We start from the raw sequence: 15,688 nt of genomic DNA on the forward strand, positions 1-15,688 counted from the left end.
GGCGGGGCCGGCCTCTCCACCGCGACGTCACGGCGTCCGGGCTCGAGGAGGACGGTCAAGGCTGTTTAGCGGCGCCTGACGAGAAAGAGCACCATTTCCGCACTGATAGCCACGTGCAACGCGGCCGTAAGGGCGGTGAGCGACCGGTACGGCATTCCGGTGCGCATGAGCGAGACGGAGCGGATTCCCCCGCCTCCTGTACGCACAGGACAGTGAAACCCCCTGAGGTCTCCGCGTGGCCTCTGCGTACTGTCGATGTATGACACTCGACCTCGACGCCTACTTCGCCCGCATCGGCTGGGCGGGGAGCACGGACCGCCGCCCCACCGTGGAGGTGCTGCGGTCCGTGCACCGCGCCCACATGTTGGGCATCCCGTTCGAGAATCTGGAACCCCTCCTCGGCAGCGCCCCCTCCCTCGCGCTCCCGGACCTGGAGAGGAAGCTCGTCCGCAGTGAGCGCGGCGGGTACTGCTACGAGCACAACACCCTCCTGGCCGCCGTCCTGACCCAGCTCGGGTTCCGGGTGACGCTGCTGACCGCGCGGGTGGTGGTGGGCGCCGCGCCCGGTGACGTCCGGCCCCGCACGCACATGCTCATGCAGGTGGACGTGGAAGGTGAGTCCGCCCCCTACGTGGCCGATGTCGGCTTCGGCTCGCACGGGGCGCTGCTGGAGCCGATCCCGCTGGTGGTGGACGCCGAGCTGCTCGACACCCCGCGCCGCCACCGCCTCGTGCACGCCCCGCACGACGGGCCGCTGGAGATGTGGGAGCTCCAGGCGGACAAGGGCGGCTACTGGGAGCCGCAGTACGAGTTCACCCTGGAGCCGTTCGAGGCCCCGGACTACGAGGTCATCAACTGGCACATCGCCACGAACCCGCGCTCGCCGTTCCGGCAGGCGGTCTACGCCCAGCGCACCCTGCCGGGCCTGCACCGGGCCCTGTCCGGGCGGACGCTGGTGGAGACCGCAGACGACGGCACGGTCGCGGAGCGGGAGCTGGCCGACTCCGCCGAGGTGCTGCGGGTGCTGGCCGAGGACTTCGGCGTACGCCTTCCCGAAGGGACCGTCCTGCCCGGCTGACCGGGGTACGGGCCCCGGCCGGGGCGTGCGCGGGGCCATGCGCGCGCCCCGCGTGGCGCATCTCACCCGGTACGCGCCCGATGCCCGCTTTCCAAGCCGCGGCGCCGCCCCGACCGGCCGTTCCCACGGTCCGCGGCCGGGGAGGCATGCCGATGGAAGACCCCGGGCGCCGGCGCGTGTGCCCGTAGGGAGCAACCGGTGCGCGAACCGGGAGCACCGCGCGAAACACGGTCGTAAGCTCGCGGACATGCAGGTCATCCAGTCAACGAAGCTCTCCGGCGTCTGTTACGAGATCCGCGGCCCCGTCCTCGAGGAAGCGATGCGGCTCGAAGCGGCAGGTCATCGCATCCTGAAGCTGAACACCGGCAACCCGGCCGCGTTCGGGTTCGAGTGCCCGCCGGAGATCCTCGAGGACATCCTGCGCAACCTGTCGGGCGCGCACGGCTACGGCGACGCGAAGGGCCTGCTGTCCGCGCGGCGCGCGGTGATGCAGCACTACCAGACCAAGGGGATCGACCTCGACGTCGAGGACGTCTACCTCGGCAACGGTGTCTCCGAGCTGATCCAGATGTCGATGCAGGCGCTGCTCGACGACGGCGACGAGGTGCTCGTCCCCGCACCGGACTATCCCCTGTGGACGGCCTCGGTCTCGCTGGCCGGCGGCACGGCGGTGCACTACCGGTGCGACGAGCAGGCCGACTGGATGCCCGACCTCGCGGACATCGAGCGGAAGATCACCGACCGCACCAAGGCGCTGGTGATCATCAACCCGAACAACCCGACCGGCGCGGTCTACGACGACGAGATGCTGCGCGGGCTGACGGAGATCGCCCGGCGTCACAACCTGGTGGTCTGCTCCGACGAGATCTACGACCGGATCCTCTACGACGGCGCGACGCACACCCCGACCGCCGCCATCGCCCCGGACCTGATGGTGCTCACCTTCAACGGGCTCTCCAAGAACTACCGGATCGCGGGATACCGCTCCGGCTGGATGGCGGTCTGCGGCCCGAAGGCGCACGCCTCCTCGTACATCGAGGGCCTCACGGTCCTGGCCAACATGCGCCTGTGCGCCAACATGCCCGCACAGCACGCGGTGGCCACCGCGCTCGGCGGACGGCAGTCGATCAACGAGCTGGTGCTGCCGGGCGGGCGGATCCTGGAGCAGCGGGACGTGGCGTACGACCTGCTGACGCAGATCCCCGGGGTGACCTGTGTGAAGCCGAAGGGCGCGCTGTACCTCTTCCCGAGGCTCGACCCCAAGGTCTTCAAGATCAAGGACGACAGGCAGATGGTGCTCGACCTGCTGCGGGCCGAGAAGATCATGGTGGTCCAGGGCACGGGCTTCAACTGGCCGGAACCCGATCACTTCCGGGTGGTCACCCTGCCGCCGGTGAAGGACCTGACCGATGCCGTGACGCGTATCGGGAACTTCCTGGACGGTTACAGCCAGCCCTGAGCGGCCCGGCGGGGTCTTCACGGACAAGGCTTTCCGGATCTGGCATAACTTTAGATTGAATCTAAGATAGGATGGCCTTACCGCAATACAGGAGGCCACCCATGTACGAGCCGATCCGCGCCAAGTCGGTCCACACATCGGCCGACGACGCCGATTTCCCGCACCGCAGCCGCGAGGACGAGCTGGACATCCAGCTCGCCGGACACCTCGCGGCCCTGCTCGCCGTCACCGACGAGCTGGGCCTCGCCGCCATGGGCGACCGCATCGCCGAGCAGGTGGCCAGGCTCCGTGCCGCTCCGCCCGCGCGGCACGCCGGGCAGAGCGAGGCGCCCCCGGCCGCTCTGCACCGCCGCGCCCACGCCCTCGCCGGCCGGGCTCTCGTGGTGGCCGCGTCCCGCGCCGACACCGCCGTCGCGATCCTCGCGGCGGAGGCCATGGACGCGCACGCCGCGGCCCTGTCCACCGCCACCGCGCCGACCGTCCTGGTCGGCGCCCCCTGACGGCCCCGGTCCACGGGTCGCGAAGACGCGTGGACCGGGTGCCACACACGAGGAGCCGGGCAGATGTGAAGGTCCCGCGCACAGATGGTCGGCGATTCATGGACGTTCCCCCTGAAATGGGGTGTCGCTCCGCCGGAGAGGGTCTCCTGGAAGGGCGGCACCCGGAACCATGAGGGGGCTCCGGGTGCCGTGCCGCGGCGGGCCGTCGGCCCCACAGGTCAGGGCGGATTCCGATGAGGCCCGGCCACGGGATCGTGAGCGGGTCAGCCCAGGCGCTGGACCAGCGCGCGGTACTCGTCCCACAGCTCCTTCGGCGTGTGGTCGCCGAAGGTGTTGAGGTGCTCGGGGATCAGCGCGGCCTCCTCGCGCCAGACCTCCTTGTCGACGGAGAGCAGGAAGTCGAGCTCGGACTCGGAGAGTTCCAGGCCCTCGGTGTCCAGGGAGCCCTTGGCCGGCAGGATGCCGATCGGCGTCTCGACACCCTCGGCCCTGCCCTCCAGCCGCTCGACGATCCACTTGAGGACACGGCTGTTCTCACCGAAGCCGGGCCAGACGAACTTGCCCGCGTCGTTCTTGCGGAACCAGTTCACGTAGTAGATCTTCGGCAGCTTCGACGGGTCCGCCTTGTCGTTGCCGACCTCGACCCAGTGCTTCATGTAGTCGCCCATGTTGTAGCCGCAGAACGGCAGCATGGCGAACGGGTCGCGGCGCAGCTCGCCGACCTTGCCCTCGGCGGCCGCGGTCTTCTCGGAGGCGACGTTGGCACCGAGGAAGACGCCGTGCTGCCAGGTGAAGGACTCCGTGACCAGCGGGACCGCGGACGCGCGGCGGCCGCCGAAGAGGATCGCCGAGATCGGCACACCCTTCGGGTCCTCCCACTCGGGCGCGATGATCGGGCACTGCCCGGCGGGGACGGTGAAGCGGGCGTTGGGGTGGGCGGCGGGCGTGCCGGACCCGGGGGTCCAGTCGTTGCCCTTCCAGTCCGTGAGGTGCGCGGGGAGCTCCTCGGTCATGCCCTCCCACCACACGTCGCCGTCGTCGGTGAGGGCGACGTTGGTGAAGACGGAGTTGCCCCACATGGTCTTCATGGCGTTGGCGTTGGTGTGCTCGCCGGTGCCGGGCGCGACACCGAAGAATCCGGCCTCGGGGTTGATCGCGTACAGCTGGCCGTCCTCGCCGAACCGCATCCAGGCGATGTCGTCGCCGATGGTCTCCACGGTCCAGCCGGAGATCGTCGGCTCCAGCATGGCGAGGTTGGTCTTGCCACAGGCGCTCGGGAAGGCCGCCGCGACGTACTTCGACTCACCGCGCGGCGGCGTGAGCTTGAGGATCAGCATGTGCTCGGCGAGCCAGCCCTCGTCGCGGGCCATGACGGAGGCGATGCGCAGGGCGTAGCACTTCTTGCCGAGCAGGGCGTTGCCGCCGTAGCCCGAGCCGTAGGACCAGATCTCGCGGTCCTCGGGGAAGTGCGAGATGTACTTGGTGGAGTTGCAGGGCCAGGGGACGTCGGCCTCGCCTGCGGCCAGGGGGGCGCCGAGGGTGTGGACGGCCTTGACGAAGAAGCCGTCCGTGCCGAGCTCGTCCAGGACCGCCTGGCCCATGCGCGTCATGGTGCGCATGGAGACGGCGACGTAGGCGGAGTCGGTGATCTCGACTCCGATGGCGGAGAGCGGCGAGCCGACGGGGCCCATGCAGAACGGGACGACGTACATCGTGCGGCCGCGCATGGAGCCGCGGAAGACGCCCTTCTCCCCCGCGAAGATCTCCCGCATCTCGGCGGGTGCCTTCCAGTGGTTGGTCGGGCCCGCGTCCTCCTCCTTCGCGGAGCAGATGTAGGTGCGGTCCTCGACGCGGGCGACATCGCTCGGGTCGGAGGCGGCGTAGTACGAGTTGGGGCGCTTGACCGGGTCGAGCTTCGTGAAGGTGCCCTTGGCGACGAGCTCCCCGCACAGGCGCTCGTACTCGGCCTCGGAGCCGTCGCACCAGACCACGCGGTCCGGCTGGGTGAGGGCGGCGATCTCGTCCACCCAGGAGACGAGCTCCTGGTGCCGAGTGGGAACAGTGAGGGGAGCCGCGATGTCTCGCGCCACGATCGCTCCTTGTGAAGAGGGTGTGTTGTCAGGCCCCGTGGGGGCTGCGACCCGGATGCTGACCCCTTCGAATTCCCCTGGCGCTCATCCGGTGCCGACCGCACTCATTTGATCATCCGACTAAGCCGCCCATCTGTCCAGAGGGCCGCACACGTGAGCATCGCCACTCGGATCTGTTACCTACGGGAGCGTAGGTAGCATGCGGATATGACTTCTGCCGCCTCCGCGTCCGGACCCGTCGAGCTCACCGACCCCGTCCCGGTCAAACCACGGATGCGCGGTTGGCTGCACGCCGGCATGTTCCCCGCGGTGGTCATAGCCGGAATCGTCCTGGTCGCCCTCGCCGACGGCACACGGGCACAGGTCGCCTGCGCCGTGTACGTGCTCAGCGCCTGCCTGCTGTTCGGTGTGAGCGGGGTCTACCACCGGGGCACCTGGGGCCAGCGCGGCGAGGCCGTGCTGCGCAGGCTCGACCACGCCAACATCTTCCTGATCATCGCGGGCACCTACACGCCGCTGACCCTCCTGCTGCTGCCCGAATCCACCAGCCGCCCGCTCCTGTGGGCGATCTGGAGCGCCGCGGCGGCCGGCATCGCCTTCCGCGTGTTCTGGGTCGGAGCCCCTCGCTGGCTCTACACCCCGTGCTACATCGCCATGGGCTGGGCCGCGGTGTTCTTCCTGCCCGACTTCATGCGCAGCGGCGGCATCGCGGTGCTGGTCCTCGTCGTCGTCGGCGGGCTGCTCTACAGCGCGGGGGGCGTCATCTACGGCCTGAAGCGCCCGAACCCGTCACCGCGCTGGTTCGGCTTCCACGAGGTGTTCCACTCGCTGACGCTGGCGGCGTTCATCGTGCACTACGTCAGCATCTCGCTGGTCGCCTACCAGCAGTGACCGCCGCTCCGCACGACTGAGGGCCCGGCCGTGACGGCCGGGCCCCTCGTCGTACCCCTGGAGCGGCCCGGCTCAGCCGCCCAGCTTCGCGGCCAGCTCCTCCGGGTCCGTCGTCGGCGCGTCGCACACGAAGTGCCGGCAGACGTACGCGGTCGGCTCGCCGCCCACCGACGGCCGGTCCACCAGCAGCGGGAACTCGCTGCCCGCGTCCGGACCCTCACCGGCCGCGACGACCGCGCCGGGGGCCCGCCCCAGGAGGGCCGTCCGGTGCAGCTCCCCGGTGACCGGGCCGGCCACGGCGACCTCGCGCGGGCCGTCCAGCAGGGCTTCGGCGACCGCAAGGCCCCAGCCGATGAACCGGGGTGCCTTCGGGCCGAGCGCCCCGACGACCCCGAGGGCCCCCTCGGCGGCCGTGCGGTGCGCCTCGGAGCCGGTGTGTGCCGCGTAGGAGAGCAGCGCTCCCGCGGCGGCGGTCCAGCCGGCCGGGGTGGCGTTGTCGGTGGGGTCCTGGGGGCGCCGGATCAGCTGCTCCGCGTCGTCCGCGGTGTCGAACAGCTGGCCGTTATCCCCGGTGAAGTGCTGCAGCACGATGTCCAGCAGGAAGCCGGCGAATTCCAGCCAGACGCCCTCCCCGGTGACGGAGGCCAGGGCGAGGAAGCCCTCGGCGACGTCGCCGTAGTCCTCCAGGACCCCGGAGTTCTCCCCGGCCCGCCCGTCCTTCGACGTGCGGCACAGCCGGGCGACATCACCCATGTGGACCCGTACCAGCAGGTCGGCGGCCTCGGTGGCGCGCTCGACCAGATCCGGGCGGTCGAAGTACGCCCCGGTCTCGGCGAGCGCGGCGATCGCCAGGCCGTTCCAGGCGGCGACGATCTTGTCGTCGCGCTCGGGGCGCGCCCGCAGCTCACGGGCCGCGAGCAGCCGGGCCCGTACACCGGCGATCCGCTCGGCGTCGGCGTGCTCGGCCTCCCCCGGCGGTACGAGCCGCAGGACGGACGAGCCCTCCTCGAAGGTGCCCTCCTCGGTCACACCGAAGTACGCGGCGGCGAACGCCGCGTCCTCCTCACCCAGCACGTCGCGCAGCTGCGCGGGTGTCCAGACGTAGAACGCGCCCTCGACGTGACGCCCCTGCGTGTCCTCGCTGTCGGCGTCCAGCGCGGAGGCGAACCCGCCTTCGGCGGTCCGCAGCTCACGCACCATGAAGTCGGCCGTCTCCAGGGCCACCCGGCGGGCCAGGTCCGAGCCGGTGGCCCGCCACAGATGGGCGTACACACGGCACAGCAGGGCGTTGTCGTAGAGCATCTTCTCGAAGTGCGGGACGACCCACTCGCGGTCCACGGAGTAGCGGGCGAAGCCGCCGCCGAGCTGGTCGTAGATCCCGCCGCGGGCCATGGCCGCGCAGCTGTCGGCGGCCATCTGCAGGGCGCCCTCGGCGCCCGTGCGGGCGTGGTGGCGCAGCAGGAACTCGATGACCATGGCCGGCGGGAACTTGGGCGCGCCGCCGAAGCCGCCGTGCTTCTCGTCGTAGTCGCGGGTCAGCCTCAGCAGGGCCTGGGCCAGCTCGGGTTCGCCCGGCAGTCCGCCCTCTGCGGCCGCCAGGGAGCGGCCCGCGAGGTCGCGCACGATGCGCCCGGCCACCTCGTCGACCTCCTCGCGCCGGTCCGTCCAGGCTGCCGCGACCCCTTCGAGGACCTGCTGGAAGGAGGGCATGCCGTGGCGGGGCTCGGGCGGGAAGTACGTGCCGAAGTAGAAGGGTTCGGCCTCGGCGGTCAGGAAGACGGTCATCGGCCAGCCGCCCTGGCCGGTCGCGGCCTGCACGGCCTCCATGTACACGGCGTCGACGTCGGGCCGCTCCTCGCGGTCGACCTTGACGGGGACGAAGTGCGCGTTGAGGTAGTCGGCGACGGACGCGTCCTCGAAGGACTCGTGGGCCATCACGTGGCACCAGTGACAGCTGGCGTAGCCGACGCTGAGCAGCACGGGGACGCCGCGCCGGCGGGCCTCCTCGAACGCCTCCGGCGACCACGGCCACCAGTCGACGGGATTACCGGCGTGCTGGAGGAGGTACGGGGACGTGGTCTGCGCGAGTCGGTTGGCCATACCCCTCATCCTTGCGTACCCGGGGTGGAGGCGGGGGGACGGGCTCACCGGGCTCCGGGGGAGGTTCGCCGCACCCTCGCGGGAACGTCCCACGCCGTCCGCGGCGGCCGGCACGGGAGTCGCGAGGCCGGTCGGTCCAGGGGCTCGCAGGGAATCGAGGTGTCGCTTCCCTGTAAGCCCTCAGGCCGTGATGACGCCGCGATTGAAGCGAAGAGCCCATACGACGGTGACGACGAGGACCGCTGCGATGACGGACGTTCCCGCGACCGAGCCGATGGCGGCGAAGATGCCGCCGAACCCGGCCACGCCCAGGGCCGCGCCCACAGCGAGGCTGGTCTCCTGGAGAGCCGCAGCACGTGCGACGTCCTTGGGCGGAACGCTCCCGAGCAGGTACGCGTCCCCGGATGCCATGGAGACGCCCACGCCCAGGCCGATCAAGAAACTCGCCGGCCACAGCCCGACGAAAGCGGCGACCACCAGACCGAGAGCACACGCGGCCAGGCTGACCTGCAACATGTGCACGGGAGAGAACCGGGACTGCAGCTTGTGGAAGGCGAATCCTCCGAGCGAAACCCACAAGGCCAGGACCGACACCGGCAGGATCGAGAGAAGCGAATCGGACTGCACGCCGAAGAGGAATACCGACCCGGTGTAGCACGCCGAACCGACGACGAGCGAGAGCGAACAGGCGCCCAACCGGGAGAAGGGGAGCATGCGCACATCGATGAGCGGGTCCCGGGAGCGGAGTTGGCGCATGCAGAACACCGCCAGAATTCCGCAGCCGGCGACAGTCGCCAGCATGCGCCCGAGTGCCTCGCCATGACTCTGCAGACCCGCCACGAAGAGTCCGAATCCGAGGAAGGCCAGGGCTGAGGAAGCGACGTCGATTTTCTGCGACACGGCCTGTCCCAGATCGATCCCGCGCAACAGCAGGGTCGCAAGCACTCCGCACACCACGGCGACCGCGGCCGGCAGCCAGAACAGCAGGGTGTACGCGCCCATGTCGACGAACGCCCGGCCGATGAGTGGCCCTGTACCGGCCCCGATGCTGTACGTCGTGATCCACAGGGAGTAACCCAGTGTGCGTTCCGTGGTGTTCGGAAGTCCGCCGATGACCGAGGCGACGCTGGAAACGATCAGCGCATAGCCGAAGCCCTGCACGAAGCGGGTCGCCGTCCATGTCGCCGGTGAATCCAGCAGTGCGGGAGCGGCACCCGCGAGCGCGAATACGAAAAGCCCGGTCGCCAATGTCACGCCGGGGCCCCATCGCGCACCCAGACGGGACCCGAGAACGACACTCGAGGCAAGCGCGATCGTGTATCCGTCGATGAACCACAGACGCCAGGAATCGGTCAGTACCGGCAGGTCGTAGGCGATGGAGTTGAACAGGGTGGAGTCCACGCCACCGAGGAACATGGGGACCAGGAGCAGAGGGAAGAGAATCTTCTTGGGCACGAGGGATCGCGCCGGGGAAAGGACACTTACGGACATGGCAGACCTCGTCCCGGTAGGAATTCTGTGGCGAGTGGAGAAAGAACAGGATCACTGCGAGGAAGTCCGGCAGTACCGCCAGATCCACTGTCGTCGAGTACCTCCGGCCCCTGGCGTCGCGAGAAGGAGTTTCGCGGTCCTGATGACGATCGCTCCGCGCCCGATGCGATCCAGAACCACCTTAGACGGTTCTACCGCGCCCGCACCACGGCGGCAACCGGCCAGAACGGTTCGCCGCACGCCCTCCGGGACACGCCGGACGTCACGCCCGACGCGATGCACGGCGGTACGACGGAGGCAGGTACGCCTTCGCCTTCTCCTCCGGAGCGCGCCCCTCGCGTTTGCATCCTGATGAGGACCGGCTAAGGTGGTTCCATGTCCGTTGTGCATGTCCCTGAGTTTCGACTCGGCAAGGTACTGGCGACCAGTTTCACGGCGACTCTGACGGAGCGTTGCGGCGATTCACTGGAGCGCATTCCCGTGCCGTCCCGACTCGTGGACTGGTTGGCAGTCAATGGGCTGATGGTCGGCTCCTGCACCGAACTCCAGCTCAATCACGCCCGGGAACTGCGGGAATCAATTCATGCCGCTGCCACCGCCGTCGCGCAGCAGGACCCGCTTCCCCCTTCGGCCGTCCAGGTCATCAATGACGCCAGTACGCACGGTGGGGCCGCGCAGATCCTGACGCCCGAGGGCAACTGGCGGTGGCGACTGGATTCCGCGTCCGTGGAAGACGCTCTCAGCGTGATCGCCGCCGACGCGATCGGTGTCATTGCGGGAGAGCGCCTCGGAAAGATCGCCCTGTGCGCATCACCGACGTGCCGAGCCGCGTTCTTCGACACAAGCCGGGGCCACACACGCAGGTGGTGCGAGATGAACACCTGCGGGAACCGTGAGAAGAAGGAACGCTTCCTCGCCGGCAAACACAAGGACTCACGCCCTGGGGGCTGACCTCGGGCGGTGAGGGCGATCTCGCGGTATGCGGGACCGCGCTCGGATAACGTTCCGGCCCGTCCCGCACCCTGGTGGCGTCGCTCCCCACGGGCCGCGCGTCGTGCCCTGTCGCCCGCACCTGGGCGGCGACTGCATCCCTCTGCTCTTCGAGAGCGCGCGCGGATTCGACCTGGAGGGCGGCGGCCTCACGGGCATCCTGGGCCGCCGCCCGCGCCCAGGGCCGAGCACACCCCGCAGCCGACCGGTGAGGGCCGGTTGCCGGCGGCTGACGAGGCGGCTGCCGGAGTCCGTTCCCGTGTACGAGATCGTTAGGCTGCGTTCATGCCAGAACTGACCCTCGCCGCCGACGAGGCGCGCCGGATCTTCCTGCACGCCCAGGGTCTGCTCGGATCCCCGTACGGCAGACGTGGCAGTCCCCGGGCCGTGCTGCGGCGGCTGGGCGCCGTGCAGCTCGACACCATCTCGGTGCTGGCGCGCTCGCACGAACTGGTGCCCTACGCCCGGCTGGGAGCGGTCGGCCGCGGCACGGTGGAGGCGGCGTACTGGCAGGAGACCCGCGCGTTCGAGTACTGGTCGCACGCCGCTTGTGTACTCCCCATCGACGCCTGGCCGTTGTACGCCTTCCGGCGCCGGGCGTTCGTCGAGCGCGGTCACCGTTGGCACAAGATGACGGACAAGGAACGCTCCTGCGCGGAGGTACTGGCCCGGCTGCGCGGCGAGGGCCCGATGACGGCCACCGAGCTGGGCGGCGCCAAGAAGGACGGCCCGTGGTACGACTGGTCGGAATCGAAGATCGCCATCGAGTGGCTGCTGGACACCGGTGTGGTCGTCTGCACCGAACGCCGGGGCTGGAAGCGTGTGTACGACCTGGCCGAACGGGCGGTACCCGCCGAGTTGCTGGCGCGGGACATGGACGACGCGGCCTGCCTGCGCGAGCTGACCGCACGGGCGGGGGCGGCGCTGGGGGTGGCCACGGTGAAGGACCTCGCGGACTACCAGCGGCTGACGGTCAAACAGGTCCTCTCGGCCCTGCCCAGCAGCGGGCTGGTCGAGGTCGCGGTGGCAGGCTGGAGCAAGGACGGCCGTACGGCTGCCGCCTGGGCGGACCCCGCCGCCCTGGTCGAGCGGCCGCGTGGCCGGCACCGCACCACGCTGCTCTCGCCCTTCGACTCGCTGGTGTGGGACCGGGCGCGCACCGAGAGGGTCTTCGGATTCACCCACCGCCTGGAGGCGTACGTCCCCAAGGGGAAGCGCGTCCACGGCTATTTCGCCATGCCCCTGCTCTCCGGTGGGCGCCTGGTGGGCCGGGTGGATCCGGCGCGCGAGGGACGGACCTTGGTGGCGCGCCAGGTCTCGCTCACCGGCGCCACCCACGTACCGGCTGCGGCGAAGGCGCTGCGGGAGGCGGCCGAGTGGGTCGGTTGCACACACGTACGCGCCGAGAGGGTACTGCCCGAGGAGCTCACCGCGCCGCTCACCGCCGCGCTCGCCTCGGACTGACCGGCCTCTCCCGAGGAACCGTGCGGGGCCCGGCAGGGTCTCGCGCCGACGCGCCGTACGCAGGACACTGGGGACGTGTGACAGCCGGACGGATCGAAGTCACCGGGACCTAGGGGGACGCATGCGGGACAGCCATCGGGCGGAAGCCGAACGGCTGTTGGTACGTGCCGTGGAGGAGGAGGCGCGGCGGACGGGAGGCCGGACGGACTCCGGCGTGCTGCTGTCGCGGGGGCGCGGCGCGCTCGACAGCATGGCGGTGGGCGCGGCCGACGAGTACGCCGCCTACACCCGGGCGCTGGACGCCGCGGGGGCCGGACAGCAGCCCCTGTCGGCGCGATTCAGCAGGGCGACGCTGGGAACACCACTGCTGGTGACGGGTGTTGCGGCCGCCGCGGCGTTCGGGGCGGACCTGGCGCTCGGCACCGCGACCGGTCTCGCCCTGGGCGCGGGCGCGGTCGTCGCCGTGGCGGGGACGACCGCGACGATGGCCAGGGTGACCGCCTCGCACTGGCCCGCCGCGCACCGCAGGGCGGGCGAACGGAACCAGCCCGGCGGGCCCGAGCAGCTGCGGCTGGAGTGGCTGACGGCGCTGGAGGTACGAGGCATCCGCCCGTTCCTGGACCAGCAGCGGATGCTGACCGCGTCCACCCGACCGCCGAAGAAGTCGAGCGCGTCCGTGGTGGCGCAGCTGCGCGGCGGTGACCGCAGCGCAGCCGCACGGACCCGCTCACTCCTCGAACAGTCCTTCGGTCATCTGCCCGCCGCCGACGGCCCGTTCGCCGGCCGTCGCGGTGAAGTGGCGCAGATCGCCCAGTGGGTGCACGCGGCCCGCGCGGCGACCGAGACCCGGCCGACCGTGGTCGTCCTGCACGGTCCCCCGGGCTCCGGGCGCACCACGCTCGCCGTGCGGGCGGCGCACGAGCTCAAGGACCAGTTCCGCGGGGCGTGCGTGGTCGATCTGCGGGGCGACGTGGCCGGCGAGACCCCGCTGCCGACCCGGGACGCGCTGCTGCATCTCCTCAACCGGCTGGGGGCTCCGCGCGAGCAGTTGCTCTTCCGGGAGAGGTCCTCCGCCGAGCAGCAGGTGCGGCGCCTGAGCGAGCTCTACCACCAGCATCTGACGGGAACGCCCGTCACGATCGTCCTGGATGACGCCACCGACGCCGCCCAGGTGCGCACGCTGGTGCCCGAGCGCTCCGACAGCCTGGTCCTCGTCACCGCCCGCGAGCCCCTCGACCTGCCCGGCGACATCCCCGCGCGGGTGTACCACCTGCCCGTCGGCGGTCTGGAGGCCGCGGGCGCCGAGGAGCTGCTGCGCGAGTCCGCCCAGGACGAGGAGGGCGGTCCGTACGACCTCCCCTCGACCGAGACGGTCGTCGAGCTGTGCGGCGGGCTGCCGCTGGCCCTGCGGGTGGCGGGATCCTCGCTCGGCGCGCGCACCCGGGCCGAGCTCGCCGCCGCCCTCGGGGCGTACGGTCCGGTGGCCCCCGCCGAGCGTGCCCTGTGGCTGCGCTACACCGACCAGTCCGAGGCGGCCCGCCGGCTGCTGCGGCGGCTCGCCCTGGCCGGACGCGCCAGTCTCGGGGCCGCGGCCGCCGCGTCGCTGCTGTCCTCCGACGAGCAGGAGGCGGGCCGGCTGCTGGAGTCCCTGGCCCGGGCCGGACTCCTGGTCCATGTGCGGGGCGCGCGCTACCGGCTGCACGACCTCGTGCGGGACTTCGCCCTGGCCCGGCTGCTCGACGAGGAGGCGGCGGCCGACCGCACGGCCGCGCAGGAACGCCTCATCCAGAACTACGCGGAGCTCGCCGACGCCGTGATCCGCATGGTCGACGGCAAGATGTCGACGCGGGCCGGGCAGTTCGGCTCGCACGGCTTCAGCTCGCTGGACGCCGCCCTGCGCTGGCTGGACGACGAGTCGAGCTTCATCACCTCGGCGCTGCGGCACACGGAGGGCGTCGACCAGGGAGCGGTGCTCCACCTGCTGGGCGCCCTGTGCGACTACTGCCTGCTGCGCGGCGACCTCTACCGGCTCGGGGAGATCAGCGAGCTGACGCGCGCCGTCGACCAAGGGCTCCTGGAGCGGTCGGTCCAGTGGCGTACGGGCATCGCGGCCAGGCAGCTCGGAGAGCTCGACAAGGCCCGCACCACCCTGTCCTCCGTCGTCGGCCTGTACCGCGAGGCGCAGAACGACGCGGGTGCCGCCCTCGCGCTCTGCTCGCTCGGCATCACGCTGCACCACCAGGGGAACCTGGCGGAGGCCTCGGCGCGGCTGCGGGAGGCACTCGCGCTGCAGGAGTCACCGGAGCAGGCCGAGGACCGGGCCTGGTCCCTGCACGCCCTGGCCGCGGTGGAACGCGACCGGGCCAATCTGGCCGAGGCCCTGACCCTGCTGGACACCGCGCTGGCCCTGCACCGCGAGGGCGAGTCGCTGCACGGCGAGGCCTGGTCGCACTTCCAGCTCGGCCAGGTCTGCCTGCGGATGGGCGAGGTCGCCCGCGCGGAGGAGGAGCTGTCGACCGCGCTGGAGCTGTACGGCCGTACCAGGGACGAGCGCGGCGAGGCGTGGGCCCTGACCCAGCTGGCCCGTGCCCGGCTGCTGGACGGCGACCCCACGCCCGCGGTGGAGCAACTGCGCGGGGCCCTCGACCGGCACCGGGGCAACGAGGACGCGCGGGGCGAGGCGTGGACGCGCTACTACCTGGGCCAGGCCCTGGAGGAGGACGGCGACACCGTCCAGGCGGTACGGGAGCTGGAGCGGGCCCGCACGATGTTCTCCCGGATGCGGGACGTGTACGGGCTGGCGTGCGCCCGCCACCACTCGGGGCGCGTCACCCGCGACCAGCGGGCCGCGCAGACGGGCAACCTGCGCAACTCCGGTTTCGCCCGGCAGCTGCTGGCGGACGCCCGGGCCGACTTCCGCCGGATCGGGGTGGCGCACGGCGAGGCCTGGACCTGCCTGGAGCTGGCCCTGATCGACGGCGGCAACAACCGCGCGGCGCAGGCGCTGGAGCTCTGCGGCGAGGCGGTCGCCCTGTTCGCCTCGTACGGCGACGTCCGGGGAGGCGACTGGGCGGCGTTCCTGCGGTGCACGCTGCTGCCGTACGCCTCACCGGGCGGCAGCGAGGTGGGCACGGCCGTGGCGCAGCAGGAGCTGGCCGACCTGCTGGAGGCCGCCCACCCGCTGCGGGACGCCAAGCTGGAGGACTGCGCGGAGGCCTTCCGGGTGGTCCTGAACCGCGGTGTGGACCTGGACGACGGCTGGCAGGCCTGGCGCCTCGGCCTGACACCGTCCCGGCACGCCCGCGAGGTCATGGGGGTGCCGGTGGGCGTGCGGCCCTGAGCCGTCGTCGTGCGGGCGGGCGGGGCGTCGGCGCCCCGCCCGTCAGCCCGAGGCCGCCGCGCTCTGCTTCTTCCCGTCGGCGGCCTCCGGCTCGGCCGCCGGGTCGGGGGCCTCCTCGAAGTCGACCTTGCCCATGTGGCGGTTCATCGACTTCATCAGGAACCACACCCCCACGGCGAGCGCCGCGAAGACGAGGAAGCCGAGGACGCCGGGAGTCACCTTGTTCTTGTCGAGCTCGTCGGCGGCGAGCGGAACGAGCTGCGTCAGTGCCTGGGTCGCGTACAT

General features: G+C 71.3%; 11 protein-coding genes. 7 read left to right on the forward strand and 4 right to left on the reverse strand.

Going from position 1 to position 15,688, the window contains the following annotated elements; all coding sequences use genetic code 11:
* The first annotated feature begins 259 nt into the window (after window positions 1–259).
* From LWJ43_RS11725 to LWJ43_RS11735, 3 genes are all read left to right on the forward strand, one after another.
* Window positions 260–1,078, forward strand: coding sequence for an arylamine N-acetyltransferase family protein (locus LWJ43_RS11725; RefSeq protein ID WP_277332226.1), 819 nt, complete (start codon window positions 260–262; stop codon window positions 1,076–1,078).
* 247 nt (window positions 1,079–1,325) lie between these two features.
* The gene (locus LWJ43_RS11730; RefSeq protein ID WP_277332227.1) at window positions 1,326–2,537 is read left to right on the forward strand and encodes a pyridoxal phosphate-dependent aminotransferase; all 1,212 of its coding nucleotides are present in this window, start codon (window positions 1,326–1,328) and stop codon (window positions 2,535–2,537) included.
* A 101-nt stretch (window positions 2,538–2,638) separates the two neighbouring features.
* Window positions 2,639–3,037, forward strand: coding sequence for an SCO4983 family protein (locus LWJ43_RS11735; RefSeq protein WP_277332228.1), 399 nt, complete (start codon window positions 2,639–2,641; stop codon window positions 3,035–3,037).
* Window positions 3,038–3,300: 263 nt separating this feature from the next.
* Here the strand turns inward: LWJ43_RS11735 and LWJ43_RS11740 are convergent, their stop codons facing one another.
* Entirely contained in the window at window positions 3,301–5,127 is a 1,827-nt protein-coding gene (locus tag LWJ43_RS11740) for a phosphoenolpyruvate carboxykinase (GTP) (RefSeq protein ID WP_277332229.1), read from the reverse strand.
* 207 nt (window positions 5,128–5,334) lie between these two features.
* On the opposite strand from LWJ43_RS11740, the gene trhA reads away from it, so the two are divergent.
* The gene (trhA, locus tag LWJ43_RS11745; RefSeq protein WP_277332230.1) at window positions 5,335–6,018 is read left to right on the forward strand and encodes a PAQR family membrane homeostasis protein TrhA; all 684 of its coding nucleotides are present in this window, start codon (window positions 5,335–5,337) and stop codon (window positions 6,016–6,018) included.
* Window positions 6,019–6,090: 72 nt separating this feature from the next.
* Here the strand turns inward: trhA and LWJ43_RS11750 are convergent, their stop codons facing one another.
* Together LWJ43_RS11750 and LWJ43_RS11755 are read right to left on the reverse strand one after the other, a co-directional pair.
* Window positions 6,091–8,118: a thioredoxin domain-containing protein gene (locus LWJ43_RS11750; protein WP_277332231.1), complete on the reverse strand. Its 2,028-nt coding sequence runs from the start codon at window positions 8,116–8,118 to the stop codon at window positions 6,091–6,093.
* A 180-nt stretch (window positions 8,119–8,298) separates the two neighbouring features.
* Window positions 8,299–9,609 (reverse strand): MFS transporter, encoded by a 1,311-nt coding sequence (locus LWJ43_RS11755; RefSeq protein ID WP_277332232.1) that lies wholly within the window; start codon window positions 9,607–9,609, stop codon window positions 8,299–8,301.
* 375 nt (window positions 9,610–9,984) lie between these two features.
* Here LWJ43_RS11755 and LWJ43_RS11760 point away from each other — a divergent pair, with 375 nt between their 5' ends.
* From LWJ43_RS11760 to LWJ43_RS11770, 3 genes are all read left to right on the forward strand, one after another.
* On the forward strand, window positions 9,985–10,560 hold the full coding sequence (locus LWJ43_RS11760; RefSeq protein ID WP_277332233.1) for a CGNR zinc finger domain-containing protein: 576 nt from the start codon (window positions 9,985–9,987) through the stop codon (window positions 10,558–10,560).
* A 324-nt stretch (window positions 10,561–10,884) separates the two neighbouring features.
* Window positions 10,885–12,063 (forward strand): winged helix-turn-helix domain-containing protein, encoded by a 1,179-nt coding sequence (locus LWJ43_RS11765; RefSeq protein WP_277332234.1) that lies wholly within the window; start codon window positions 10,885–10,887, stop codon window positions 12,061–12,063.
* A 121-nt stretch (window positions 12,064–12,184) separates the two neighbouring features.
* Window positions 12,185–15,403: a tetratricopeptide repeat protein gene (locus tag LWJ43_RS11770; RefSeq protein ID WP_277332235.1), complete on the forward strand. Its 3,219-nt coding sequence runs from the start codon at window positions 12,185–12,187 to the stop codon at window positions 15,401–15,403.
* Between the two features lie 42 nt (window positions 15,404–15,445).
* On the opposite strand, the gene LWJ43_RS11775 is transcribed toward LWJ43_RS11770, so the two are convergent.
* Window positions 15,446–15,688 (reverse strand): hypothetical protein, encoded by a 243-nt coding sequence (locus LWJ43_RS11775; RefSeq protein ID WP_277332236.1) that lies wholly within the window; start codon window positions 15,686–15,688, stop codon window positions 15,446–15,448.

The sequence above is a fragment of the Streptomyces sp. JH34 genome (assembly GCF_029428875.1).
Lineage (GTDB): Bacteria > Actinomycetota > Actinomycetes > Streptomycetales > Streptomycetaceae > Streptomyces.

Coding starts and splice junctions, on each gene's coding strand:
- LWJ43_RS11755 (WP_277332232.1), bottom strand. CDS start 9,609: ATGTCCGTAAGTGTCCTTTCCCCGGCGCGATCCCTCGTGCCCAAGAAG.
- LWJ43_RS11725 (WP_277332226.1), top strand. CDS start 260: ATGACACTCGACCTCGACGCCTACTTCGCCCGCATCGGCTGGGCGGGG.
- LWJ43_RS11775 (WP_277332236.1), bottom strand. CDS start 15,688: ATGTACGCGACCCAGGCACTGACGCAGCTCGTTCCGCTCGCCGCCGAC.
- LWJ43_RS11735 (WP_277332228.1), top strand. CDS start 2,639: ATGTACGAGCCGATCCGCGCCAAGTCGGTCCACACATCGGCCGACGAC.
- LWJ43_RS11750 (WP_277332231.1), bottom strand. CDS start 8,118: ATGGCCAACCGACTCGCGCAGACCACGTCCCCGTACCTCCTCCAGCAC.
- LWJ43_RS11765 (WP_277332234.1), top strand. CDS start 10,885: ATGCCAGAACTGACCCTCGCCGCCGACGAGGCGCGCCGGATCTTCCTG.
- LWJ43_RS11760 (WP_277332233.1), top strand. CDS start 9,985: ATGTCCGTTGTGCATGTCCCTGAGTTTCGACTCGGCAAGGTACTGGCG.
- LWJ43_RS11730 (WP_277332227.1), top strand. CDS start 1,326: ATGCAGGTCATCCAGTCAACGAAGCTCTCCGGCGTCTGTTACGAGATC.
- trhA (WP_277332230.1), top strand. CDS start 5,335: ATGACTTCTGCCGCCTCCGCGTCCGGACCCGTCGAGCTCACCGACCCC.
- LWJ43_RS11770 (WP_277332235.1), top strand. CDS start 12,185: ATGCGGGACAGCCATCGGGCGGAAGCCGAACGGCTGTTGGTACGTGCC.